Annotated in this window: 18 protein-coding genes and 1 pseudogene; 9 read left to right on the forward strand and 10 right to left on the reverse strand. The window is 39.0% G+C overall.

What is annotated here, in order from left to right; genetic code table 11:
* Window positions 1-79: 79 nt before the first annotated feature.
* The 6 genes from DW103_RS09425 to DW103_RS09450 form a co-directional block, all read right to left on the reverse strand.
* Entirely contained in the window at window positions 80-2,110 is a 2,031-nt protein-coding gene (locus tag DW103_RS09425) for a beta-L-arabinofuranosidase domain-containing protein (RefSeq protein ID WP_122275454.1), read from the reverse strand.
* Between the two features lie 61 nt (window positions 2,111-2,171).
* Entirely contained in the window at window positions 2,172-5,444 is a 3,273-nt protein-coding gene (locus DW103_RS09430; protein ID WP_122275456.1) for a glycosyl hydrolase, read from the reverse strand.
* A gap of 172 nt (window positions 5,445-5,616) precedes the next feature.
* Window positions 5,617-9,000: a glycoside hydrolase family 2 TIM barrel-domain containing protein gene (locus tag DW103_RS09435; protein WP_122275458.1), complete on the reverse strand. Its 3,384-nt coding sequence runs from the start codon at window positions 8,998-9,000 to the stop codon at window positions 5,617-5,619.
* Between the two features lie 105 nt (window positions 9,001-9,105).
* Complete coding sequence (locus DW103_RS09440) at window positions 9,106-9,660, reverse strand: DUF3332 domain-containing protein (protein ID WP_122275460.1); 555 nt, start codon at window positions 9,658-9,660, stop codon at window positions 9,106-9,108.
* A gap of 154 nt (window positions 9,661-9,814) precedes the next feature.
* Window positions 9,815-10,567: a NigD-like protein gene (locus DW103_RS09445; RefSeq protein ID WP_122275462.1), complete on the reverse strand. Its 753-nt coding sequence runs from the start codon at window positions 10,565-10,567 to the stop codon at window positions 9,815-9,817.
* A 444-nt stretch (window positions 10,568-11,011) separates the two neighbouring features.
* Complete coding sequence (locus DW103_RS09450) at window positions 11,012-11,446, reverse strand: DUF6078 family protein (RefSeq protein WP_122275464.1); 435 nt, start codon at window positions 11,444-11,446, stop codon at window positions 11,012-11,014.
* A 378-nt stretch (window positions 11,447-11,824) separates the two neighbouring features.
* On the opposite strand from DW103_RS09450, the gene DW103_RS09455 reads away from it, so the two are divergent.
* Window positions 11,825-13,423, forward strand: coding sequence for an ABC-F family ATP-binding cassette domain-containing protein (locus DW103_RS09455; RefSeq protein WP_122275466.1), 1,599 nt, complete (start codon window positions 11,825-11,827; stop codon window positions 13,421-13,423).
* Window positions 13,424-13,447: 24 nt separating this feature from the next.
* Here DW103_RS09455 and DW103_RS09460 read toward each other — a convergent pair whose 3' ends face one another.
* The 3 genes and pseudogenes from DW103_RS09460 to DW103_RS09470 all read right to left on the reverse strand — a co-directional run bounded on the left by DW103_RS09460 (window position 13,448) and on the right by DW103_RS09470 (window position 14,719).
* Entirely contained in the window at window positions 13,448-13,723 is a 276-nt protein-coding gene (locus DW103_RS09460; RefSeq protein ID WP_122275543.1) for a zinc ribbon domain-containing protein, read from the reverse strand.
* 39 nt (window positions 13,724-13,762) lie between these two features.
* Window positions 13,763-14,131, reverse strand: a pseudogene (locus tag DW103_RS09465) (pyridoxamine 5'-phosphate oxidase family protein); the annotation flags it as partial.
* 75 nt (window positions 14,132-14,206) lie between these two features.
* The gene (locus DW103_RS09470; protein ID WP_122275468.1) at window positions 14,207-14,719 is read right to left on the reverse strand and encodes a DUF6125 family protein; all 513 of its coding nucleotides are present in this window, start codon (window positions 14,717-14,719) and stop codon (window positions 14,207-14,209) included.
* A gap of 727 nt (window positions 14,720-15,446) precedes the next feature.
* On the opposite strand from DW103_RS09470, the gene DW103_RS09475 reads away from it, so the two are divergent.
* The 5 genes from DW103_RS09475 (at window position 15,447) to DW103_RS09495 (ending at window position 20,772) form a co-directional block, all read left to right on the forward strand.
* Window positions 15,447-15,740 carry a helix-turn-helix domain-containing protein gene (locus DW103_RS09475; RefSeq protein ID WP_122275545.1) on the forward strand — a complete coding sequence of 98 codons (294 nt, stop codon included), beginning with the start codon at window positions 15,447-15,449 and terminating at the stop codon, window positions 15,738-15,740.
* Window positions 15,730-17,262, forward strand: a complete 1,533-nt coding sequence (locus DW103_RS09480; RefSeq protein WP_122275470.1) for a type II toxin-antitoxin system HipA family toxin — start codon at window positions 15,730-15,732, stop codon at window positions 17,260-17,262. Before DW103_RS09475 ends, DW103_RS09480 begins: the two co-directional genes overlap by 11 nt.
* Before the next feature lie 126 nt (window positions 17,263-17,388).
* Complete coding sequence (locus tag DW103_RS09485; protein ID WP_122275472.1) at window positions 17,389-18,426, forward strand: AAA family ATPase; 1,038 nt, start codon at window positions 17,389-17,391, stop codon at window positions 18,424-18,426.
* A 412-nt stretch (window positions 18,427-18,838) separates the two neighbouring features.
* The gene (locus tag DW103_RS18450) at window positions 18,839-19,042 is read left to right on the forward strand and encodes a hypothetical protein (protein ID WP_233545661.1); all 204 of its coding nucleotides are present in this window, start codon (window positions 18,839-18,841) and stop codon (window positions 19,040-19,042) included.
* A 485-nt stretch (window positions 19,043-19,527) separates the two neighbouring features.
* Window positions 19,528-20,772 (forward strand): ATP-binding protein, encoded by a 1,245-nt coding sequence (locus DW103_RS09495; RefSeq protein WP_122275474.1) that lies wholly within the window; start codon window positions 19,528-19,530, stop codon window positions 20,770-20,772.
* Window positions 20,773-20,928: 156 nt separating this feature from the next.
* Here DW103_RS09495 and DW103_RS09500 read toward each other — a convergent pair whose 3' ends face one another.
* The gene (locus DW103_RS09500) at window positions 20,929-21,486 is read right to left on the reverse strand and encodes a phage integrase SAM-like domain and Arm DNA-binding domain-containing protein (protein ID WP_122275476.1); all 558 of its coding nucleotides are present in this window, start codon (window positions 21,484-21,486) and stop codon (window positions 20,929-20,931) included.
* A gap of 592 nt (window positions 21,487-22,078) precedes the next feature.
* Here DW103_RS09500 and DW103_RS09505 point away from each other — a divergent pair.
* The 3 genes from DW103_RS09505 to DW103_RS09515 all read left to right on the forward strand — a co-directional run bounded on the left by DW103_RS09505 (window position 22,079) and on the right by DW103_RS09515 (window position 25,584).
* Window positions 22,079-22,426, forward strand: coding sequence for a helix-turn-helix domain-containing protein (locus tag DW103_RS09505; RefSeq protein ID WP_122275479.1), 348 nt, complete (start codon window positions 22,079-22,081; stop codon window positions 22,424-22,426).
* Window positions 22,427-23,796: 1,370 nt separating this feature from the next.
* Window positions 23,797-24,768 carry a hypothetical protein gene (locus tag DW103_RS09510; RefSeq protein WP_122275481.1) on the forward strand — a complete coding sequence of 324 codons (972 nt, stop codon included), beginning with the start codon at window positions 23,797-23,799 and terminating at the stop codon, window positions 24,766-24,768.
* A 21-nt stretch (window positions 24,769-24,789) separates the two neighbouring features.
* Window positions 24,790-25,584, forward strand: a complete 795-nt coding sequence (locus DW103_RS09515; RefSeq protein ID WP_122275483.1) for a hypothetical protein — start codon at window positions 24,790-24,792, stop codon at window positions 25,582-25,584.
* Window positions 25,585-25,597: the final 13 nt, after the last annotated feature.

Here is a 25,597-nt window from a genome sequence, read left to right on the forward strand (position 1 = left end):
TCGTGAGGACATACCCGCTTTTTTTTATTTGTCAGTTTTTCAACTTTTGTAAGATTAGTTTTTGTCCTAGTGAAAAGATTTACCAGACCAAAGGAAATTCTGAAATTCTCAGTGTTGTACAACCATAGGGAATGAGTGTTATCTCCTCTACCGATTGATTGCTATTGTTGACAGAGAATGGTAATGGACCGGCCATTTCATTGTATGACTGCCAGGAAGGAATTTCTTTCGCTTTAGCCTTGATTTGGATTGGAGCATTTTCTACATTCCAGAAATAAGTACCTGCTTGTTTATCCTTATCGATAGTTACCTGGAAGTTTTCCTGCATTTTTCCGAGAGTGGAAGCTAATATTCCATAATTCCATTTTGTAGGGGAAGTCACTTCATAATAGTCTTTTCCAAATTGGGTGATTTCATTGCCTTTGAACTCTTTCTTTACCCAATTCTCTTCCATCTTTAGTCCATATACCAACGGACCTCGCTCTATGGCTATGGAGTTTTCATACCACCTGCTTGTACTAACTTCCATCGGCAAATGTAATACAATTTGGTCTCCGCTTTTCCATGTACGGCGAATAACGGCAACACTATTCCCTTTTGCTGTTGTTTCTGCTATGCCATTGATGGTTACAGTAGCTTCCTTGCACCATCCCGGTATGCGTAAATGGAGCGGGAATGTTACTTCTTTCACTTTTTTGTCAAGTAATTGAATAGCCAACTGGATTTTGTCATCCATCGGATAATATGTATCTTCTGTAATTTTAATCTTATTTCCATTTCCAACCAAAGCTGTTACTTCTGACGGGGAATAAACTAAAGCAGCAATACCATTATCCGGTGTAGCATACCAAAGACTTTGTACAAACTTAGGCCAGCCTTGGTGCATATTGGAAAAGCAGCAAGGGTATCCTGTCCTTGTTCCATATATAATATCTGTTTCCGCATGGCTATTATTTTCATAGAAATTATGAGCATGACGAGTTATCATAACCTGATTAGCCTGCTGAAAGTATTGTTTATCCATAAAATCATCGGTAATCTGGGTCGGGAGAGCATTGAATGCAATACGTTCCAAATGGTCTGTAAAAGCTAAATCCCCTGTTATCTCCATCATTTTTTCCAACGAATACATCAATTCGACGGCGGAACATAATTCGGAACCCTGAGTCGGGTTATTTCCATGCAGCCCTTCATCTCCACCATACATACCTTGAGGTTGTCCGTTATATTGCCGGATGTCTGCGAAGCCTTTCTTTACGGCATCGATATATTTTCTTTCCGGATTTTGTTGATAGTAAATAATAGGTTCTTTTATCCCTTGTGCCAAATTTACACAATGGATGGTATTAAAGCGAGTTAAATCGTTGCGATTGAGGAACATGTCAACAAAATCATAACTTTGTTCGTGCAATAAATTACCTAAATCAAGCAGGAAATTATCACCGGTTATATTGTACAACCAGTAAACTGCCTGAAGATTATCGCATGCACGATATTCAGCCCAGAAAGTCCAGCGACCGAGCGGGGTGGAAGGAAGTGTTTCCAATTGGTATTGAAAATAGCGGGTCATGAAATCAATCACTCGTTTGTCGCCTGTAGCCGAATAATATTGTTGCATGATTTTCAACATTACCATCCGGGGCCACCAATCGGCAGAGTTATCCCGCTGAATGCCAGGTTCGGGACCATAATCTTTAGCAGGGCCAAAGAACCCGTCTGCACGCTGACTTTTTAATGTCCATTCTATCCAGGGTTGCACTTTCTGTTTTAATTCTTTGTCGTCGAGGATATAAGCTAGTGGCAATAAACCATCTATCCAATACGGTCCTCTTTCCCATTGGTCGCCGTCACCACCTAACCAGCCGTTTCGGGGACCCATTACTTCCGGATATAAGATGTCCATTTGGCTGGAAGCTCCTTTTTTCTGCCGTTCAAGCATTTCAAGAAGCCATCCTTGGGGTTTGATGTTGCCTAATGGCAGCTCCATATAGGGCTTTTGAATTAAAGGATACCTGTTATTTGAATAAAGAGGGTTGTCGGCTGTCCCTTTTTGTGGGAAGCTGAATAAAAAGCTCATAATTAGTAGAGACAAAATGACTTTACACTTCATTGTTGTAAATTTAAAATTAAAAATATTTATTGGTCTATAAGATTACAAACATTCATTCATTTTATTTCTTAACAGTAATGGCCACAGGTCCGAGAAGTCCGCTTTCTCTTAACGGCTCATTTTTATCCGGCCATCTTAAAACCCATGTTTTCCGTTCGGCTTCAGGCTGAGCCGCATCGTAGACAAGCCGGTTGAACCAAGTACTTGTTACTTTTACGGTCAGTGAGTTTTCCCCGGATTGAACGGCCTTTGTTATGTCTACCTGATAAGGTGAAGTCCAGACTGTTTGGACCGGTTTACCGTTTAGGATTACTTCTGCAATCATATCCACTTTTCCTAAATTGAGGATGAATTGAGCATCCGGAAGCTTATCCACATTGAATGTGGAGGAATATTCTACCGTACCCGAAAATGCCTTTGCTTCTGCGGAAACATCCAACTCTTTCCACGGCTTCAATTCCGATATTTGGATACTGGCAGGTGCTCCCCATCCGGCCGGGAATTTAAGCTCCCAAGGTTGGTCGAGAGAAATTGTACCTGTGACTTTCTTCTCCATTGCGCTTTTTACCCCGTTTTCCGGTTTGTCTTTACGGAATACGACAAAGTAAGACCCCGCTTGTGGCAAGTCTATCTTAACAGAGGTACGGTCGCCTCTTTTTTCAGATATGGCAGGAGATACTTCGCCTGTCATCGGATCCCATATTTCGACTGAGCCGTTGTTACGGAAATCCAGTTCTCCCCGGAAACTTTCGTTTTGGGGAACTGTAACAAAATACCAGTCGGCATTGTTTGTTTTTCTATGTAACCATAAAGCTTTTGAACCTTTCACATCCGGTTCGATATTCAATTGTTTTAAAGCTTCCGCCAAACTGATACCGGAGACAATTCGGCCTTTTCCTACTTGGCGAATACCTGTTTTAGAAGTATTTCCCCATATACTTTTCACAGCCTTATCAAAGCGTTTTTGTGCACTTTTTCCCCCTGAAAGAGTGGCCAGTCCGAATGGAGCTTCTCCAATTACGGTAGCTCCTTCTTGGATAAGTGCTTGCAATTTCTCTATTGTTTCCGGACGCATACGCGGTACTTCCGGCAACCAAAGAACCCGGTAACGGAGACCTTCCGGTGTCACCAAATCGCCATTATCTACAGTAAGCCGGTTCAGCAATACGTCCGGATTACAATAATCATATTTAAAACCTTCCGGGAACGGAGCCTTTTGGTCCGGTTTATGATTTATTTCATCTCCCAAATACCAAAGCACATCCGATACAGGAATACCTCTTTCTTGCAGATAACTGCAACGAGCCAGGTAAGTAGTAAATTCAGGCATATATTTCCACCAAGTCTGTCCGCGTAGAAACGGTGTGCCTATTCCGGCGCCGGAAAAAGAGGTTCCGGGCTGCAGGAATCCTACCTGCGGATTATGTGTATAGGTGTGGAATACCAAATGTGTAACCCCCTCTATACAATTAATATTAGCGACCTCTTTCAACATTTGCCAATGTTCGTCCCAAGTATGATTGAAGGAGGTGAATGCTTCTGCCGCTATACGGGGTTTGCCGTATATACGAGCAGCCGAAGTTGTTGGTTTAATAGGCTTGAAATTAAGTGAACCTACGAAATTTTCCATCAAAGGTTGCCAAAACTCACACATCGGGACATCGGCAAACTTGAAATATTCCAGAATATCGGCGGGGAAAACATCTCCGGCTGCTGTTTCATACGTAATGGACAAACCATTCTCTTTCGCCAATTTCGCCATATTCCCATAAAAATTGTAGGCAAAAAGCTTATTGATAACCATGCGCCAGTCGCATAAAAAGCGGAAAGTACTTTCCTCGTCATCTACTACATAACCGAAAATAGCGGGAAGCCATTTCTGTAACGGATAGCCTGTCATTTGTTCGAATTCTTTATCCAGACCGGCAGTCCACGTCTGTGTACGGCATTCCCAACTATCCATCAGCATTCCTTTCAGCAATCCATTTGCCAGCGGACCGTTTTTGCCGGAAAGACGGCCGATATATCCGGCAAAATGAGCATTGGAGCCTTCTGTGGAAAGTTTGTTGCATTCCCATCCTGTCCCTTCGGGAGGAGCGGGGGAGTTGCGTTGACCGGTGTTGACATGTCCGATACGTAAAACCGTCCATTTACCTTTGGGCGCTTTCCATTTTAAATTCCCTTGCTTATCCATCGAGGCTGTAATATCCATCATTTGTGCCGATTTCAAGAATGTTTCGGGAGCACGTTGTCTGGAATCTCCGCTTCTTTCGATACTTCTCAAAAGCCATCCGGCTTCTGCTTCCCAGTTGTTTTTCCGCGAGGCGGTAAATAAACGAAGTGATCTAAGTGAAATATCATGTTGGTTAATAATGGAAATCTTGTATTTTTTAGCTCCTTTAGTCTCCGAACAAGCTAACGAAATCGGATAATTTTCTTGCCAGTCACTTTGAGGCAAATCCGTATTTAATATTTCCTGAATAGTTCCGTTTGCCAAATAAGCTTCCACCTTGACCCTGATTCCCGGTTCAAAACACCAAGGATGACTTGCTTCGTTGATGGAGGGAAATTCCAGTGTACGAATTGTAACTTCCTGTGGGAATTCCACTTCCAGCCAATTCGGATTTTTATCTGTAGCGGGAGACAAATGCATAGATTTGTCAGACTTCCCCAATAGGTAATTTTCCCAGTTCTCTCCCTCCTTATTGCTTTTGAATGAAACCGGTTTCAACGGTTGCTCATCATCGTCCATGGGAGTAGGGAAGGCTATGACCATTAAGTCGTTATAATCTCTCCAATCTTCATTACTGGGTTGGGGGGTAGGAAGGCTTTTACTTATTTCGCTGCCTCCCGTTATATCTGTCCGGCTCCAGACCAGATGCCGCATAGCATTGGACGGTTCTATCCAAGGCCCGCCGGACATGGCCCATCCCGGGCAATTTTGCATTGTGAATCGTAATCCTAACCGCCGGCATTCTTGCGCCGTATGTTTGACCATATCATCCCACATCGGGCTGAGACAGGCTATTTGGGGGTCGACTCCGGGCCAAGGGCCGCCAAATTGCCCGTGAAATAAATGAATTCCGGCGAATCCTGCATTGGCAATCGCCTCCAAATCGGTAGTAATACCTTTAATAGAAACGTTTCCTCCGATGTAATGGAACCAGGTTTCCGGATAGAATACTTTGCCGGGTGTCTTAAATTTGTTTATATCCGAATCATTAAAAGGACAATACAGTTCATCCTTAGAAGGGGTGATGGGTACTTGTGCTTCTAAAACTTGATTGCAGGTAACAATGCAAATCAATAATAAAGAAAATATTACGTGCTTCATGGTCTAAATAACTTATAAGTTTACAAATATAATAGGATTTTAGTGAAATGATAGATAAAACCGGAAAAATGCGTTGAATTTGTCAATTTGCCGATAAGTTCGTATAAAAAGAGAAGGGCTGCTCCTTTTTCCATTGGAACGGCCCTTCTACATAAATCCTATCAGGTTTTACTTAATAGCTATAACCTGTTTTTCCTTGTACACTACTTTCGCTATTGATGGGGATTAAAGTGAAGCCCCAGTTGTATTCGCGATTTGCCGGAAGCGAATAAGCCGGTTCCGGACGTGAGCCCCAACTGTCGTAACCGGCCAGGCCTTCTTGTTTCAAATCTACACAAACTTCAACAAAGTCGCGTGGCACGATGTCGTTTACATGATGTTGACGGCGAAGTGTGTTCTTCGCACTTTCTTCATCGTGATTGGCAACCTCAGCAGGAGAGAAATTATTCCATTGGCGCGGGAGGTTCACCTGTTCTTCATCATCGAAATCTTCGATTGAGTTGCGCAGGGCATTAAAGCCTATCACATTGTCTGCTTCGATGAGCAAACCTTTGCCTTTCCCAGCTGTTAGAGATACCCAGCGAGTGTCGCCATGATGACCGTTTTCCTGCGGACGAACGTATGGATAATACATCTCATCGGCAGTTGTTTTATAGAGGCCGACTAATGTTCCGGCTTGACGGTCCCAATAGTTCTCTTCCGGTCCGCGTCCGAAATACTGCACACTGTTCATGTTGGCAGGCAGACGGAAACGTACGCCGATACGTGGAACATTCAGCTTGGAGGCTGCTTTTCGCGCTTCTTCTTTCCCTGGTGTGAATGTTGCCATGCGGGTCGCTTCGGAAACTTCTGTTTCTGCGGCATTCATATCTGTGGAAGTGAAACGGGCTGATACGTTAACTGTGCCGTTCGGATAAATCTTATAGTTTACGATATAAAGGTTTCCTGCCGGTAACAGATAATTTACATTGATAATGGCATTATTGCCGTCCATTTGAACATTTGCGTCTGTCACATTGAAGTTCTTACTGCTCTGTTTCCAGATTTGTTCACGTTTAGGAGCACCGTTACCATAATCATTATCGGTCGGAGCACGCCAGAAGTTAGGCTGGATACCGAAACCTTCGTTGAAATATTCCGTGCCATCTACCTTGTAGGAGGTTACGATACCTGATTTTTTGTCGAATACAAAGTTCACTTTGGAAGAAGAAACTGTCAAGTTATCACCTTCTGTCGAAACATTCAGTTTCGGGCCGTTGGCCTTATAGGCTTTCTTATCGGCTGTAACAGGCAATAGGAACTGGTCGTGGGCAATATCGTATCCGGCAGGGACAACTCCTTCCGGCTTGATTGTCGTCACCGCGAAATCAACGAAATACTCAACTCCGGCCTGCGGCTTCAACCCGGCTATAGGAACGGTTATTTCGGTTGTTGCCTGTGGAGCCAAGTCGAGAGACATTTTATTGCTTTTCACAATCTTATTGTTCGCTTTGACTGTGTAGCTCAACATATAATCTTTCAAATTCAGGAAGTAGAAGCGGTTGGTTATTTTGAACACTCCTTTATCCAAGTCTACAGCCTCGAAACCCACATTTTGGTGCGCATATTTCACTTCAGCCATTGCCGGATGCGGATTACGGTCCGGATTTATGATACCGTTGCACAGGAAGTTACCATCACTCGGAGTATTGACACCGAAATCGCCTCCATAAGCCCAGAACTCGCGGCCATTCTTGTCCTTTTGCAGAATGCCTTGGTCTACCCAATCCCAGATAAATCCGCCTTGCAGGTTCGGATATTTATAGATTGCTTTCCACTGGTCCCAGAGGTTACCGTTGGAATTACCCATCGCATGTGAATATTCGGAAGGAGCTACCGGGCGGTCAGTGCCTTCTTTTCCGATTGCTTCCAACCATCCGGCACTTGGATATTGCGGAACATACATGTCGGTATTCCATTCCCAGAGTGCGCGTTCGTAATTGACCGGACGATTCATCATCGTTTTCTCTTTTTCTTTCAGGAAGAGATAAGTCTGATAGAAATTGTACCCGTTGCCGGCTTCATTACCTAATGACCAGAAGGTTACGGACGGATGGTTTTTGTTTCGTTCATACATGTTTACGGTGCGGTCCATGTGCGGTACCAGCCATTCCGGATTGTTGCCCAGCGTACCTCCTTTTCGCAAGTCGTAGTACATACCGTGCGACTCGATATTTGCCTCATCGTAGACATACAAACCGTATTCATCGCACAATTCATAGAATTTACGGTCTTGCGGATAATGGCATAAACGAACAGCATTGATGTTATTCTTCTTCATGATTTCGAAGTCTTTGCGCATCAACTCTTCTGTCATATAATGGCCGGTTTCCGGATTGTGTTCGTGGATATTCACGCCTTTAAATTTAACAGGTTGCCCATTGAACAACATGACGACATAAGGTTTGCCATTGCCGGCAATCTGGTCGATTTCTTTAATTTCCATCCGGCGGAAACCTACGTTCTGCGGGATTACTTCCGTTACTTTGCCATCTTCTTTGACTGTCATCAGAAGTTTATAAAGGTTCGGGGATTCCGCACTCCAGGCGGCAACCTCGTTCAGGTCTTTATCGAAAGAGGCTGTGGCTTGGCTGTTGGCGCTAACCCAAAGTTTGTTTTCAGCAGAAGCAACAACTTTTCCTTGTGCGTCCAGCAGTTCGTAGGAAACGTCAACGTCTTTTGCTTTGTCCGTATGGTTTTTAATATCTACAGCCAGACGGAAAATACCATTTTTGTAAGTATCGTCCAATGTAGAAACGACACGATAATCGTTGATACCTATTTTGGGTTGCGACCATAAATAAACATCGCGTTCAATTCCGCTTATCCGCCAGAAATCCTGGCATTCCAAATAAGAACCGGTACTCCAGCGGAATATTTTTAATGTAAGAACATTTTTCCCCGGTTGCAGATATTTATTAATCAGAAATTCCGCAGGGTTTTTAGAGTCCTCGCTGTAACCAACTTCTTTTCCGTTTACATATACATATAATCCGGATTTTGCTCCTGCTATGTGCAGATAGACATCGCGCCCATCCCAACCTGCCGGTACTTCAAAGTCGCGACGGTATACACCTACCGGATTTGCTTCCGGCAAAAGCGGAGGTTGCGGATTACGCGGCTTAAACTCGTAACCATGATTTGTATAGATAGCGACGCCATGACCTTGTACTTCCCAGTTTCCGGGAACAGAAATATCGTCCCACGAGGCTGTACTGACAGAAGGCTCTGTGATGTTAGCCGGAAGGTCTTTGTAGGAATCGACAAAATAGAATTTCCATGTACCGTTCAGTAAAGAATAGAACGGACTTTTTTCATATCGGGAAGAAAGTGCCGTCGCACGGTCTCCGTAAGTCATAAAAGAGGTACGGGGTAATTCTTTGTTTACCGCAACAACCTGTACATCCTGCCAGTAAGGTTTTTGAGGAGAGTTTGCCGGATTGTCGGCCAGCACTGTTCCAAGTACGAAGCAGCCCAACATTCCGGAGATTACAGTTTTTTGAATCTTGTGTTTCATATGTATTGTTTTTATTTAGATTAGCACATTGTTCGTTGAATAGTGAAGAGGATGCTGCTGATGTTTCATTAGCAACACCCTCTTTTCCCATTATTCAATATCCAATTATCTTGCTGCGTAGTATGAATAACCTTCGGCAACCTGCTTGAAAGCAAGCACACCTGCCTTGTTTAATTCTACATTCATTTCTTTGCCGTCCGGAAGGAACATTACTACTTCGTCTTTTCCGTTGAACTTCAGCAGCTTGGTTGCTTCGCCTTCTGCTTCTACACTCCAGCTTTTATCCGTTTCGTCAAATACGAGGTCGATAGCTTTTTCTTCCCCTTCTTTCTGAATATGATAACCGTCTTTCTTGGTTTCTACGGTATAGACACCGTCTTTAGTATCGATAGTCTTGACATTTCCGGCATCGGCAACAGGGTTGTCGCCGCTCCAGAACTCGATGGAGTTCAATACCAAGACATCGGCAAGTGCGGATATTTCATAAACCGGAACAATCCAGAATGCAATGAAAACTAATTCGTTCACAAATTTACTGTCAATGTTTCTATTCCAATCCAGCAATTTGTTTGTCAATCCGAAAGAACCGATACAGGAAGAGAATAAGACACTGCTGGCTAAAGTCGTAGCCACTAATAATGTTAAACTTTTTTTCTTCATAAATTATTCAATATTTGTAGTTAATCTGTGAGCGAAGATAATAACTTTTTGATAATTGATTGTTATGTTAGGACATAAAGAACAAAAAAAATACAGGTGGATGATGTTTCCCATCAGTCTCACCCGTATTTTGAATGAATATATGTAATGTAGTTTACTGTAGTTTTAAAACGCTTCTTTCGGCTGCAATCTCGGCAGTAGCCGGAGTCGACTTGCGTGTGCAATAATTAAAATCCACTGATTTGTTGCCGCTGAATGATTTCCATTTTAATTTCAGCTTGACGGTTTTGCCTTGCGTATCGGGGAGAGCGTCCAGTTTGAAAGCAACCAGTCCGTCTGCCGGCTTGCCGTATACATCCCCGTATGCATTGTGGCGGAATTCCACTTCGTAAGGATTGTTCGGGTCTTGGCTTGCCAATAAGTTGACGTAATGGGGCTTGCTGTTTTGGCCTCCCCATCTGGTTCTGAAACGGAGGGTCAGATAACCGTCTTCGGCGATAGTCACCCAATCGTTGACTATTTCCACCGGGTCGTTGCCGTATACCGAGTCGTTGTTCAAGTCCAAGTCGGGAGCAATCGTTTTTGTCAGAATACTGTCAATCCAGTTGATATGTACCGCCTTGTCGTAGCCTTCGGATGGTTCGTTTACCAATTGGCAATTCACCAAAGCTCTCACTTCCCTGTCTCCATAAGGGGAAGAGGTTACGTTTACCGGCAGCAACGTTGTGCTGTCGTCCAATTGCAAGAAGAAGGATTTGTTGTCTATCGGTTTGACGGTTACCAGCGCGTTGGGAAATACCATCGCGTAATTGTAGCCATCGTCGTCCGAACAAGACTGGAACATCATCAACCCCGCAACCATCATCACCGAGGCAAACATTTTATTGAAACTAAAAAGCCCTTTCATAAAGCGTCCTATTTTTTATTAGTTGTTTAACAGATTATTTTTGATTCACATTAATACAAATGCAATTTTAGCGGAAAAAGCTGCATACGGGAATGTTAATTAAACAAAATGATAGGGGAAATGGGCCATTTGTTCCTGAATTGTGCCTGTGAAAGCTTGTTGAGCTGACGAATGCCAATAGGGTGGCACTGGAGTGCCAATACTGTGGCACAGGAGTGTCACCTTATTGGCACTCTTGTGCCATCGGCATGGCACTATGAAGAGGCTGTATGTTAACGATTATCGTTGACTACTATCCGTCTTATATATAAGTCAGGTTGACTCGGTTAAAACTAAAACATAATAAAGGTTGACCTTTGTGTGTTAACGATTTTCGTTGACTACTTTCCGTCTTATATGTAAGGCAGGTTGACTCGGTTAAAAACCGTCAAATAAAAAAGTAAACTACCAGTCGTAATCTTCCAAGTAGGCATCAAATACCACGGGAATGCTAACGCCACACTCCCGGCAGGTGTCCGCTACAATTTGTTGTTCGGCAGGCGAGAGCAAGCGTTCTCCTTTGCGGACGCGGAAATAGGTCCGGCGATTGAAGCAGGCTATCAGGGTGTTGCTGACTTGTAGCATTTGCCTGTGCGGCAGTTTTTCCAGAAATCCGATAAAACCTTTTGCGTATTGTATTTTGTTATCGGAGCGGAAGTAGGGGCAATCGCCTTCTAAAGTGGCAAGATGCCGGGGATTGACTATGTAGCAATATGCGGTACTGTCCGGCATGTGCCGCTCGGCTATCTGTCTCAGGCAGTTAGCGGCTTTCGGACATTGTCGGTTGAGGCATAACGGGTATTGGTAGGGAACTGTAGAGAAATCAAAATCTTTTTCCATAATATGATATTCTTTGTTTTGGGGGCTAATTTAAGAATGTTCTTCGATAAAACGGTTCTTTTTCATATAAAAATTAGGCTGTAATGCTTCTGGCCCTTGCTGTAGCGGAAAAAAGGATAAGCAGTGTTAATCCCTGGATGTTATGACGAAATATGAAACGGGCGTGTGGGTGATAAACACAGGATTTTCAGAAAACATTAAAGAATATTTGGCGGATTGAAGCAGAACTGTTACGTTTGTACTCGAATTTAAAAGTACTCCGATGAGAATAAACAATTAATAGTTGGTTTTTTAATTATACCGACGCCACAAGTTTTTAAAATATATTTCGGTTTAATTGGTCTTGATATAAGACCCTTCTTATTAATTGTCTACATTATGAGTATTATCCTTAGTGGTGTATCTTATCACTACTATAATCAACAAGCATTATTTGAGTGTGTAAATCTATCTGTGGCAACAGGTGGAAAAGTATCTGTTATTGGAAATAACGGGACCGGTAAATCTACACTTTTAAAACTGATAGCCGGAGAATTAAAGGTTTCTTCGGGCAGTATCCGTTGCGCATCCACTCCTTATTATATTCCGCAACAAATAGGCATAACGGGAATATCCATAACCCAGGCATTAGGTGTGTCTGATAAGATAGAGGCATTACATGCAATTTGCAACGGTAGCGATAAGCATGAACTTTACGATATATTGGCTGATGATTGGAATATCGAATCCCGTTGCCGCATTGCCCTTGATGCTTGGGGATTGTCGGATATGGAATTGAATGCACCTATTGATTCATTGAGCGGCGGCGAGAAAACGAAATTATTTCTTGCCGGAATAGCCATTCATAATCCGGGTATTATCTTGCTTGATGAGCCGACTAATCATCTCGATTATACGAGTCGTCGGAAACTTTATGAATTTATAGCCGGTAGTAAAGCTGCAATCATAATTGTAAGTCATGATATCGCATTGTTGAATTTGCTTGAAGAGACATACGAACTCTCCCCGAAAGGTTTGAAATTATATGGAGGTAATTACGATTTCTATAAAGCACAAAAGGAGATAGAGACACAAGCCTTAATTAATCAAATCGATGCCGGAGAAACAGCATTGCGATTGGCCCGTAAAAAAGCACAAAAAGTAAAAGAAAACCAAGAGCGAAGGGTGAATCGAGGAGCAAAAGAGACTTCAGGCCAACCTCGCATCATTCTTAAAGGCAGGCAGGATAAGGGTGAAAATACAGAAGCTAAATTAAAGAGTAAGCAGGCTGATATAATCGACCGGAATTGTCGGAATTTGAATGATTTGCGCCAGAAGCAAAATGCGGAAAGTGAATTGAAATTTGATTTCAATCATGCACAATTGCATAATGGAAAGCTGTTGGTTTCGGCTCATGAAATTAATTTTAAATATGAAAGAAAGGGACTGCTTTGGCATGTTCCACTTGATGTTGAAATCCGTAGTGGTGAACGGATTCATATTATAGGTGATAACGGTAGCGGTAAGACGACACTTCTGAAACTGCTGATAGGTGAATTGTCCCCAAGCATTGGAAAGATTATAAGGAACGATTTCTCGTTTGTCTATCTTGACCAAGAGTATAGTAAAGTCAAGACTTCACAAACTGTATTGGAATTGGCACAGGAATATAATCGTTCGAATCTTTTAGACCACGAAATAAAGCTCAGGCTTCATCGGGCCTTGTTCCCGAAGCAGATGTGGGATAAGCCTTGTCATGTGTTAAGCGGAGGGGAGAGGATGAGGCTATATCTTTGTTGCTTAATGATTTCCAATCATATGCCGGATACTTTTATTCTTGATGAACCGACAAACAATCTTGATTTGTCGAGCTTCGAAATACTGGCTACCACCATTAAAAATTATCAAGGGACATTGTTGATTATTTCTCATGATAAAAGATTTATCGAAGAGGTCGATATTACAAAGGTAATATACGTAAATAACAAAGTCCCTTGATATGAATTTATAGCCCTCTATGTCTTATTCTTTTTTAGCCCACCGTTTGAGTGTCGGGAAATATTTTTTCATTTGAGCAATAGCTTCTTCTTTTGTGAATTGGGTATCGCTACCTCCGTTGAACTCGTCAAGGAACTTGATGCAATGTTCAATCATTCCGTCCATTGTACAATCTTGTACAAATTCTCCGTCTTTATAGCAATAGCAACAATATTCCTGATTGGCGGAACCGTCTTTGTTTGTCCCGAATTGTTCAGGAGTCTGCATCGGCATTCCGCAACTCTGACAATATAGGTTCATGTATTTCCCGTCTTTCATAAATTCGTTGTCAATCCAATAAGTAGTCGATTTCGGAGTGAATTTCAACACGCAGTATTCCGGGTCTTCCACTCCTCCTGGGAAATGCTCGAGCATCCAGTCGCTCCAAAGAGAACGTTTTACGGCTTCATCCGTTATAATTTCCATTTCTCCCGTATAGACAATGCTGCTACTGCCTTTCACGATAGAAACGCCGGCTTTGGGATTGGCTTTGAAGTGAGCTGTTTTTGCCGAACTCGTTCCCGTCGAAACATAAATCGCCCCGTTTTCATCTTTGAGTTTCACCATCGCCACTGGACGCGGATAACCGTTTTCGTCGATAGACGCTACTGTAATAACTTGTGCAGCAGCGACCATTTGCGCGGCTTTTTCTTCTATTGTTCGGTTCATAGGTTTATTTATTATGTTTTCTTGATTATTTCACAAAGATAAGAAAATTTGTATCGGTCTGAACTGACGCTCGGATTATTTTAATGTGAATTTCCAGCAACAGGCGCATCCCTGCTCGGTAACGTCCGGATAACAACTTATCATTTCGGTAACGATTCTTTCATCTATAACACGTGCAAATCCTTCATGTTCGATAAAACCAACCGGGGCACAAGGATGGAGCGGCATGCCTTTGGCTTTTCGGGCAGACTGTACCCTGCATTCATTTATACGATATATAAGCGTATCTCCTTCCCTAAAAATGCTGACTGAAGGATTCGACAAAGCGGAGAACCTGATGGCTAATGCTTTCTCTAAGCCTTCAAGGCCTGCCATATCCGGAAGATTCAGGAATTTCTTAATCCTTTTGGCTTCCGTACGGGTAAATTTTATCCATGCGTTCCCATCATGTAACATTGCTTTATCCATCCCGCTCTTTTCTTCCACTGATTGAAACCACACCCCGTCAAGCGCATAGATGTTTTTTGCGTATATCCTTACTAAATCTTTAAGTTCCTCTTTTGATAATAAGTCCAGTTTGTCAGTCATGATTTTTATTATGTTATCTTTTTACTTTTCTTTTATTCTATGTCTCGGTTTGCCTTAACATAACCCTCTAATAAATACAAAAATAAGAAGATTTGATGTGTTCTTTTATTTGCCGATGCAGTTAATTTACTCCTTGTTTAAATTGTTGATAATCAGTAGTTAATATTTTGTTAGATACAAATAGGATACAAGGAATATCAGCGTTAAATGTTTGATAATTAATGTTTTGTGAATTTCTACAACTTCTGGGAATTCCTAAAATGTGATAACTATATAGAATATAGTATTATGTAAACTGCTGTAAATCTATATGTTATATTTTTGAGGAAATCCATTCTTTTGTATCTCTTTTTCTCTCAAGCGCAAATGTAGTAATTAAATAGTTTGTATGCAAATTAGTTGAAAGTTAATTTGTTAAGAAGTTGAAGCGTTGTTTTTGGGAACACGATTCTCTTTGCTTTATAGGAAAGTTGGCACAATATATCGCTAGCATACAGCGTGCGGAACAACCGCCGGTCATTTTTGATTACTGAGATTCTAAAATAGAATACTCAGATAAGATGTTCAAGTAGCGGAATGATGCTAAAATAAACTCTGAAGAATTGGTCATGAAGCGGGAAGTATGAAGTTATAAAAGTGAATATATTTATTTTTATCTCTTATAAATTGCTTTAAGAGATAATTTATTTATCTTTGTGATATGAATGTGATTAACAACATAACAGGGATGTCTAACTCAGAAATTATAATGGAGTTAGGCCGACGATTTAAGGAATATAGGTTGTCGTACCAACTTACTCAGAAAGAAGTTGCTGAGAAAGCTGGCATAAGCCTTATCACAGTTCGTCAATTTGAGAATGGTAAAGCGTACAATATCACAATGGGTAACTTCTTGGCACTTCTGAGAGTGCTGGATTGCTTGGAGCAAGTAAATGGTTTGCTACCGGAGATTCCTATATCCTCTTATGTGATGGAGAAGATTATGAGAAAGAAACCTAAACGAGTGAGACATGCAAAATAATATTGTAAAAGTAATGCTTTGGGGTGATGAAGTAGGACGATTATATTGGGATGACAGAAGCAATTGCGCTATTTTCAATTATAACCCTGTTTTCGTAAAGAAGGGACTCGATATTGCTCCGCTGAAAGCTTCTATTAAAGGTCCTGCAGGGAAAGGTATGCCCGTTACCGGTAATAAAGACTCTTTGTATAAAGGTCTGCCGGAATTCCTCGCAGATTCTTTGCCTGATAGGTGGGGGAATCAACTGTTCGACTATTGGGCAGCACAAAACCATATTTCTCTCCGTAGTTTGTCGGCAGTGGACAGATTGTCATTTATTGGGAAAAGAGGTATGGGAGCGTTTGAGTTCATACCTGCTACTTCAAATTTAGACCATCCTACAGATATTCAGATTAATAGTTTATATCTGTTGGCGAAACAGATATTCGAAGAAAGAGAACAAGCCGTAGTATTACCAGAAGAGTCTCTAACGCTTCAAAGTTTATATGAAGTGGGTACATCTGCCGGAGGGCAACATCCGAAGGCGATTGTGGCTATCAATGAAGAAACCCATGATATTCGTTCAGGGCAAGTGGAGTTACCTGAGGGATACACTTACTATATCTTGAAGTTTGCCGAAGGAAATGATTTCCCATTTACAAATGTGGAAATGACCTATTATGAGATGGCGATAGAGGCTGGTATAAATATGATGCCTTCAAGGTTGATTGAGGTAGATGGTAAATTTCATTTCTTGACAGAGCGATACGACCGGGTGGGGGGAACAAAGATACATACTCAAACCCTGGCTGCCATGAATCCTGGTTCTGATAGTTATGAAGATTTATTTGAAGTATGCCGTAAATTAAATATATCTGTAACCGAACAGACGGAGTTGTTTCGTAGAGTGGTTTTTAATGTTTTGGGCGCCAACGTGGACGATCATACGAAAAATTTTTCTTTTATGATGAATAAGGATGGAGATTGGCATATAACACCTGCATATGACTTGACTTTCACTATCAATCTTGATGGAATGGCCTACGAAAATGTGCATTCGCTGACTTTATTAGGGAAAAACAAAGATATTACTGTAGCCGACCTTACTCAATTCGCTAAAATGAATAGCATTAAGAACGGGAAATCTATCATTAATCAGGTGTCTACAGCTATTAGCCACTTCCATCGTCTTGCGCAAAAATATGGTGTGAATGAGTATTGGGCTGACCGTATAGAGCAGCACTTGTCAGAACTAGTACCGGATTCTTTTTCTGAATCCATGCAAAATTATAGACCTACGGTTGTCGAGCCGTATGTCACTTCTGATAATTTCAGGGTTTCGGATGTTCATATAATTGAAACATCCAAACATGATTTTAGAATTGTAGCGACTATTGATGGCAAACAGCAGAGATATATTGCAGGCCATAAAGGTGAGTTAGCTCGTGAAATCATAGAAAAGGGAAGAAATAAGATGAATATAGAGCAGAAGAAAGAGCTTGTGGCAAGGTATCTTCTTCCATTGGTGAGAAGAGACAAATAACAGGTATTTAATAGTATTATATGGGGAAATATGATAGGGATAAATACCACAAAGAGTTAGATGAGAATTTTATAATATTTTGTTTTGTGTGTTATCGCATAACTTTGCAATTTTAATAATAAATATATGAAGATAAAGCATGTCCATATTAACGCATATAAAGTTTTTCGAGATTTTGATATAGACTTTTGTCATGATGGTAATACTCTGAATTTAGTAGTGATTATTGGTACTAATGGCACTGGTAAAACAATTATACTTAGAGATATAATTTTCGGGAATAATTTAGCTAATATAGAAGGATATATAGTTGTTGATGATAATGGAGAATCGAAAGTGATTACATTTCCTATTTCTCCCAGCGATGAAGCATACAGGGAAATATTTTCTAAGATAATTTTCTATAATACAAAGGACAAGAATACTATAAGTAATCTTCAAAAGGAAATAATTCAGTATGTTGATAATTCTGTGCGTGTACAAGGAAAAACTAGTTTTGAGGCATATCTTAATATTCAGACTTTTATTGATAACATCTTTTCGGATTTCGATATACAAATACGATTTAAAGGGATAAATGAAGATAAGCAAGTTATCTTTACTAATCTGAATAATGAAGAGTTTGGGATTGAAGGTTTGTCTAGTGGTGAACAACTGGTTTTGTCCAAGTTTTTCCCCTTTTTTATAAATAGTATGACAGGACGAGTTCTTTTGATTGATGAACCGGAGGAATCTTTGCATCCAGATTGGCAGGCTAGTTATAGTTCGGTTCTTCGTCGGTATTCCCAGAATAATAATTGTCAATTTATACTTGCAACTCACTCTCCACAGATAATATTTGCTACATATAAAGAGGAGATTCGTTCTTTTGTGCGTGACGAAAAAGGATATATTCAGGTTGAAAAATGCTGGGAAAGTCCTTATGGGTGGACTGTAGGAAAAGTATTAAGTGAGATACAAAGGGTGAGATATCAGAGATTGCCAGAAATTGAAAGTAGGCTTGCTAAATTACGTGATATGGTACTGCAGGATTTAGAAAAATCAGACGAATTTAAGATTGAATTGGCAGAGATGGAGGCTTTGTTAGGATATTCAGATTCTGATTTGATATTAATTCGAATGGAAGCTATCCGTAGGAATAGAATAGTAAAAAAACGTCTGTAAAATGGAAATATTGAATCTCTTTTTAAATCCCTTGCGCATGAGTAAATGGAAATAATCGGGGAGTCCGAATCTGGATGTTTTTTTGTTACTAACCTCTATCCTATTAGCGGCTTCTCTTTCATCAATAACATTTGGTATAGAAGATACGAGGTGTAGCTCTTCAGATATCAAGAATATTTTATTGCTGAAATACAGGGAAAATAGCAAACTACGAATAAAGGAGAATGGCATGCTTGCTCCTTCCCTTTATTCATAGTTTTAAATAGAATGAAATACTGTCTATATGCTTGATTTTATTAAATTTGTAATTAGGTTGATTATCCCATAAGCAGTATTTTAAGATACAATGGCTATATTTTATCCTTCAATAGAGAAGATACAAGAATTTAAAGTAAAGCCTACTATAGGCGAAATGACTTTACTAAACTTCTTGAAGAATGTCTTAGACGATTCGTTTGAGGTATATTTTACCCCATTTCTTAATGGAGACCGCCCAGATGTCCTAATTATGAGGAAAGATTACGGTGTTATGATTATCGAAGTAAAAGATTGGAATCTTCATAACTTCAAATTAGATAACAGAAAAAATGGATATACATTCTTAATGGATCTGTAGTTAAATCACTTATTGACCAAGTATTAAAGTATAAAAATAGTCTCTATGATTTACACGTATATAAATTTCTGGAAAAAAGATTTGTGACTTCCGCCACTTCAATATTGTTTCGTGTACAGTTTATTTTCATTGTGCAAACCAAATTTAGCTTGTTGATTGTCCCCTTTAAGGATGATAAGAAATATCAAACCATTTGGATGTTTTCCGATACTTTAAATATAGTTACCTGGAATATGTATGCGAACATTTATTTCATTTGTTCCAGTTTTACAACTTTCACCCCATTTAAACAGGAGATTTTGGGACTATAATAAAAAATAGAGTAGGGAGAGCAGGCAACAACCAGAAGGAATGGAGTTGTAATGGCAGGGGAGTAAGATATTTTTTTCAATTGTGTTTTTCGTTCATGTACGTCTGTCTATAGCTAAAATATAGTATCTTTGTTTCTACTACAATAAATCAGATACAATAGATAAATATAGAATATGGCAAGAATAAGAATAAAGAACTTTGGTCCTATTAAAGAAGGTTGTTCTGATAATGATGGTTGGATAGAAATAAGGAAGGTGTCTGTATTTATAGGTAATCAAGGAGGTGGTAAAAGCTGTATTGCTAAATTGATTTCCACCTTTACTTGGATGGAGAAGGTTTTGGTTAGGGGGGATTATGTTATAAATGATTTTTCAGCATCAAAGTTTAGGCAAACTTATTGTGGGTATCATCGCATCGAAAACTACTTCTTTAACAGAGAACATGTGGATGTAGCTGAGATTGAATATGAGGGTGGAGCTTATTCCATGCGATACGTCAAGGGGAATTTCTGGATAAAGGCGTACATGACTCAGACCTATCATCTACCACAGATTATGTATGCACCCACTGAAAGAAACTTTATCAGCGTCATTAAAGAAGTGGGGGCGTTCAAGACTTTACCGGATTCTTTATTGGAGTATCTTACGGAATTCAATAATGCCAAAGATGAGATAAAAGATGGCTTGTCATTACCGATTAATAATGCAAATATTGAGTATGATAAGCAACATGATGTGATTAATGTCAATGATAGCGATTATAAAATAGAACTATCAAAGGCATCAAGTGGTTTCCAATCGTTAGTACCCTTGTATTTGGTTTCATGGTATCTTGCTTATGTGGTAAGAAGACAGGTGGAGAATCCTCAGAAGATGAGTCATGATGAATTCCGGCGATTTAATGACGGCGTAAAATTAATCTGGGCGAATTCTAGTCTAACGAATGAGCAACGGAAAATTGCGTTATCAGCATTGTCGTCTCACTTTAGTAAGTCGGCATTTATTAATATTGTTGAAGAACCTGAGCAAAATCTGTTCCCGGTTTCTCAGCAAAATCTGTTATATAGTTTACTCGAATTTAATAATTTGTCCAGCGAAAATCAGTTGATAATTACAACACAGAGTCCATATGTCATTAATGGTTTGTCTTTGGCCATAAAAGCCGGGCAGGTAGAACAAAAGATGGAAGCTGCCGGTAAGGAGGGTGATAGGGAAGAGTTAGATAGACTCGTTCCATTGAAGTCGCTTTTGTCTAAAGATGATTGGATAATTTATGAGGTAGATAACAAGGGGGCAGTCTCTAAGCTGGTAGACTATGATGGTCTTCCTTCCGATGAAAATTGTTTGAATGAGCTGTTGGCGGAAACAGGAGGATTATTTTCCGAACTATTGCGACTGGAGGACAGATATGAAAAATAGTGTCGGAAATGTTGCCAGAAAAGAGATGGTCGGCTTGTGCGATTTCTGCCTCAAACTAGAATTTTGCTTATATTGTTGAAACGGATGATTCCAATCGGCTTGGTATTTTGCATGGAGTTACAGCCAATACATATATAACTCTGTTGAAGTTGAAAACTATTTGAGAGTGTCTCGTTTATAGATTTTTTCTAAAATTAGGTTGGGGTCTTCATCTAATAGTTTTTCAAAAAATGCTATTTTTAATAAGGAACTAAAAATAGAAAAATAACTAGCTGCAGAGTTTTGAGATAAAGAATGTTTAGTTCTGCCAATTTGATGTGCGGCTAACAAATAGTTTTTAAAATTGTTGCATAATTCGAGGTTTATATCTTCTACAGAGCAACTTCCATGCGTAAATATTTCAAAGTGTCTGTATGTAGCCATCCATTTATCATTCTTTTTTAATGCCTTCTTTTTAAAATAATTCAAGAAACTTATTCTGGTTTTGCGAGACTTAAGGAATTTGAAATCAGAATTGTTAGCAGCTTCTTCTCTTATCAATCTTATATGTTCTGCCTTATGTCTCATGTCTATATTGCTTCTCTTTTCTTCATAAGTTCTAGGTTCCTTAAATATGTATATACCCAAGAATTCTCTTCTGGTAGTTTTTTTTGTTCCGGGTATGAAAATAGGAGGATAAAAATCAAGATATAAACTTAATTTTCCATTAGCAATCTTTTTTTTCTCGTAATGTTACTTTGATAGTATTGTTTCTCATATCGATATTTGTAAAGTTTGAAAATTTGCGTAATGTATGAATAAATATTACTCGTGATTTAATATGCTAAATTGTTTATTAGATTTTAATAAATCATACAACGTGAAGTATGAATGTGAAATGATGTAAATGTGTATATTCCTTCTTTCTGCCTGAAGCTATATATAATACTTTTCGTTTTTATTTCTATATATATTTTGCATATAAATAAATTGGGCTTTGAAATATGTCTGAAAATGTTTGATATTTGAAATGTTTATTTTATTTTTAACAATCATTTTGTGAAAAGTAACTTTAGACTGAGAACGGAAATAATAGGTTTATCACCTGTCTCTTCTTTTATCCTATTCTCTTTGTAGATTAGCAAGAAGTCTCTGTTTGATGCGATAGAACATTGAATTTTTATGCGTTTGATTGTGCAAGTGGTCCTGCAATAATGTAATATGAAACGTGTAGTATATGTAAGAAAGGATTAGATATGGATTATAGGTTTCCTGTTGAATATATATTTTTTATTTCTTTGTGGTAGAAAATCTAAAAAATAGAACTATGGTGAATAATGAAAAATTTGGTAAAGTTACTTACGATAACTTACCACAAGCAGTAGAATACCTCATCAAATTAATGGAGATGCAGGTTGAGAAACAAAACAAAGATGTATCTATTGAAGAGGATGAAATGACAATTAAAGAGGTGAGTACTTTAATAAGGAAAAGTATCAGCACAATCTATCGTTATACTAGCCAGCAGAGTATTCCGCATACAAAATTGGGCAATTCCTTACGTTTTTCTCGTTCTGAAATTTTGGCATGGATGAAGATACACAAAAATACTTCTATTCAAGATTTATCTGATGAAGTAACTATGGAGTCTCTTAAGATTTTAAATCGTAGTTGATGGAGTAGATATGAATTAATGCTAAATAATAACCTAAAGTATTATAGATGATGCGGCTAATGTGCTAAAAAGTAAGGGAGTCTTCATTCTCTGTTGATATGTTCTTGCTAAAATGTGAACTATTATCGATGCATAATGTGTGGGTATTTAATTTTCTTTGCTCATAGACTGCATTGATTGTAGAATGTTATACATAGCAATATATATAGCTGATGTATATATATTGTACTTATAAGCTATAAAGTGCATCATATATATTGCTCTTGTTCTCCCGATATTAAATATGAATCATCCATTCGCCACGATCAAATACTTAAGGACACCTTCTTTGTTTTGAAAAAGAGTTAATGGAGTAAGTCAAAAGATCGAATCGAATAACTGGACGATATGCTTGTTGTTGAATTTATCTGTGTTCATTTTCCAGTTTTGATATTACTCAAAAAGCGGTGGCGACAGTAATTTCAGACAAATAAGTAAAGGCTTGTCCATATGTGGATGAATTTTAAGGATGGATTAATAACTTTACTTATAATAGCCAAGGTTTGCGTACTGTTCGTCTTATTTCTAATAATTGAGGTGAGTTAGTAAAAGCTATATTTTCGACTTCTTTTTTGTTATAGGAAGCCTTCCAATATAGGTTGTTTCATAACTGTCTAATAAAAGGAATCCTCTCTGTTATTTCTTTTTGTGATTTTGATTAAAGCATATTCTTAAATTATTTATCATTTCTTTGTCACATGGCTAAATGGATCTCACCTTGGTGCATCTAGTTTCCGATTTTATTTTTTTATTATGCATCGGGAAATTTTCGATGCTGGCTTATAGAGGAAAGATGCCATTGAACTGATATCTTTCGATGTAGTGTATGCATATATTTGATTATCAGTGAGATTGTATTCTGAATGGCATAATCTATAAGTCGGAAAGTATTTTATAATGTGTAAATTAGTGATTTTTAGCACTATTCTCGACTTGTACCTCCATTTTGGAAAGTAAATGGTATTTGTAATTTACTGAATATCAAAATGTAGAGCGCAAAAACGTGCAAAAATGTCGATTTTTAGCAAGAAAAGATACAAAAATGGGGGTATTGACGGCGATTGAAGGTAGAGCCTAAATTCTGATGGCCTTGTTTACCTGCTTTTAGTGGTAACAGCTACAGACTAATTGCATTTTATATTATCGCTACACTGAATGTTATTGGATATTATAATGTTACTTCTTCTTATAAGTTTTTCTTTTAAGGCATAAGTTTAGTCGTTTTCTTATGCATAATATTTGAAATCAATATGTTTTCATTATATTTGCATTGTTTTCATGCAGGATGAAAATGGAGCATATACATTGAAAATATACAAATTCGAAAAGAGATGGATCCAAAAGAAATTATTATAGCCGGACAGGTAATTCCTTTACATCCATTGGATAAAAGAGAATTGAAGGGTATTTATACGGATGCCCTGATAAGATATGCTTTTTATGAAGCAGAGTTCCAAGGAAATAGTTTTCTGGTGCTTGAATCAAAAAGAAGCGTACGGCAGACTCCTTTACAATACAAAGTAACGGCAGATATTATACAAGCCAAGAAAAATATGCCATGCGTATTCATTTTTGATACTTTGGCATATTATGAACGGAATAGGTTGATTGAACGGGGCGTGTATTTTATTGTCAGTGACAAATTTGTTTTCCTTCCATATTTACTAATAAATGCAAAGGCTGGTACTGAAGTGAATACGGAGAGGTTGGCAATAACAGCACAGTATATTCTTCTTTATCATTTGCAATGCAAATGCCTTGATGGATATACTCTTACGATACTGGAAAAGGAGTTACCTTATAAATATGTTACTCTCAGTCGGGCTGTCCGCCAGTTGGAAGCTATGTCTTTAATACGGGTGAGTATAAATGATGGTGGAACAAAGGTTATTCATTTTGAAGAAGGTAAGGTATCGTTGTGGAAAAAAATAGAGCCTTTGCTCCAGACACCGATAAGGGAGAGGTATCATATTTATAATACGGTAGATTGTGGAGTAATCAGTGGAGTGAATGCCCTGGCTCATTATTCCAGCCTTAATCCTGATGGATATGCTTATGTGGCTTTGGATATTGACACATTCAAGTCGCTTAAATCAAAGAATGAACTTAAAGGACTGAACAAGCAGGAGGATGGAAAGACTATCTTGGAAGTTTGGAAATATCATCCTTTAACATCTTCAGAGGATACTGATGCGCGTTATGTAGATAAATTGTCATTATATCTTTCGTTGCGTAATGATAAGGATCCGAGGATAGAAAAGGAACTTGAGATTATGCTGGAAAAGATGGGATTGAAAAGTTAAGTAAAAGAATAGTTAGGATTTATGGTTAAAGGAATAGATAAATTTAGAGATACATTCAAAGATTTTACCGATAATTATGTAATTATTGGTGGTACTGCATGTGATGTTGCATTATCCAGAACAATCATGAAGCCTCGTGCTACGGATGACATTGATATGATTTTGATAGTTGAAAATATGACCACTGAATTTGCTAAAGTCTTTTGGAAATTCATAAAAGATGGAGGTTATAAAATAGGGAAGAGGAAGAGAGGGGAAGAAAAAACTCCGACTTATGAATTGTATCGTTTCGAAGACGGGAATGAGGGCTATCCTGTTAAGATAGAATTATTGTCTCGCCATTCTGACATATTAGGTAAACCGTCAGGATTTCACTTAGAACCGATCCCTACCGGAGAAGATGTTTCCAGTTTATCTGCTATAATGATGGATGACGGCTACTATAATCTGACTATAGAGAATAGCTATATAGAAAATTCTGTGAGATATGCTTCGCCTTTGGCTTTAATCTGTCTTAAAATAAAGGCTTATCTGAATCTTACAGTTGAACGTGCATCCGGAAGACAAGTTAACTCAAAAGATATAAAGAAGCATCGCACAGATGTATTGAAATTGGTTGCAACCGCGACTTTTGATGAATCTGTTATAGTCGACAAGGATATATTCGAATCCATAGGTAAATTCGTTGCGGAAATGCGCGATTTAATAGATAAAACACCCCAGTCCCTGACAGACTCGCTCCAGAGTACTGCAGATGATATAAATGCTTACTTGGATGTTCTAGGGGATGCTTTTGTTGCAAATGATGAAAAATAGTAACGTATAGAAC

It is taken from the genome of Parabacteroides sp. AM08-6, assembly GCF_003473295.1.
Taxonomy (GTDB): domain Bacteria; phylum Bacteroidota; class Bacteroidia; order Bacteroidales; family Tannerellaceae; genus Parabacteroides.

What these genes read in the sequence shown, in the direction of transcription:
- DW103_RS09425 (WP_122275454.1), bottom strand. Translation starts at nt 2,110, where the DNA reads ATGAAGTGTAAAGTCATTTTGTCTCTACTAATTATGAGCTTTTTATTC.
- DW103_RS09475 (WP_122275545.1), top strand. Translation starts at nt 15,447, where the DNA reads ATGTCTAACTCAGAAATTATAATGGAGTTAGGCCGACGATTTAAGGAA.
- DW103_RS09485 (WP_122275472.1), top strand. Translation starts at nt 17,389, where the DNA reads ATGAAGATAAAGCATGTCCATATTAACGCATATAAAGTTTTTCGAGAT.
- DW103_RS09505 (WP_122275479.1), top strand. Translation starts at nt 22,079, where the DNA reads ATGGTGAATAATGAAAAATTTGGTAAAGTTACTTACGATAACTTACCA.
- DW103_RS09515 (WP_122275483.1), top strand. Translation starts at nt 24,790, where the DNA reads ATGGTTAAAGGAATAGATAAATTTAGAGATACATTCAAAGATTTTACC.
- DW103_RS09495 (WP_122275474.1), top strand. Translation starts at nt 19,528, where the DNA reads ATGGCAAGAATAAGAATAAAGAACTTTGGTCCTATTAAAGAAGGTTGT.
- DW103_RS09435 (WP_122275458.1), bottom strand. Translation starts at nt 9,000, where the DNA reads ATGAAACACAAGATTCAAAAAACTGTAATCTCCGGAATGTTGGGCTGC.
- DW103_RS09440 (WP_122275460.1), bottom strand. Translation starts at nt 9,660, where the DNA reads ATGAAGAAAAAAAGTTTAACATTATTAGTGGCTACGACTTTAGCCAGC.
- DW103_RS18450 (WP_233545661.1), top strand. Translation starts at nt 18,839, where the DNA reads ATGACTTTACTAAACTTCTTGAAGAATGTCTTAGACGATTCGTTTGAG.
- DW103_RS09480 (WP_122275470.1), top strand. Translation starts at nt 15,730, where the DNA reads ATGCAAAATAATATTGTAAAAGTAATGCTTTGGGGTGATGAAGTAGGA.
- DW103_RS09460 (WP_122275543.1), bottom strand. Translation starts at nt 13,723, where the DNA reads ATGAACCTATATTGTCAGAGTTGCGGAATGCCGATGCAGACTCCTGAA.
- DW103_RS09450 (WP_122275464.1), bottom strand. Translation starts at nt 11,446, where the DNA reads ATGGAAAAAGATTTTGATTTCTCTACAGTTCCCTACCAATACCCGTTA.
- DW103_RS09510 (WP_122275481.1), top strand. Translation starts at nt 23,797, where the DNA reads ATGGATCCAAAAGAAATTATTATAGCCGGACAGGTAATTCCTTTACAT.
- DW103_RS09445 (WP_122275462.1), bottom strand. Translation starts at nt 10,567, where the DNA reads ATGAAAGGGCTTTTTAGTTTCAATAAAATGTTTGCCTCGGTGATGATG.
- DW103_RS09455 (WP_122275466.1), top strand. Translation starts at nt 11,825, where the DNA reads ATGAGTATTATCCTTAGTGGTGTATCTTATCACTACTATAATCAACAA.
- DW103_RS09470 (WP_122275468.1), bottom strand. Translation starts at nt 14,719, where the DNA reads ATGACTGACAAACTGGACTTATTATCAAAAGAGGAACTTAAAGATTTA.
- DW103_RS09430 (WP_122275456.1), bottom strand. Translation starts at nt 5,444, where the DNA reads ATGAAGCACGTAATATTTTCTTTATTATTGATTTGCATTGTTACCTGC.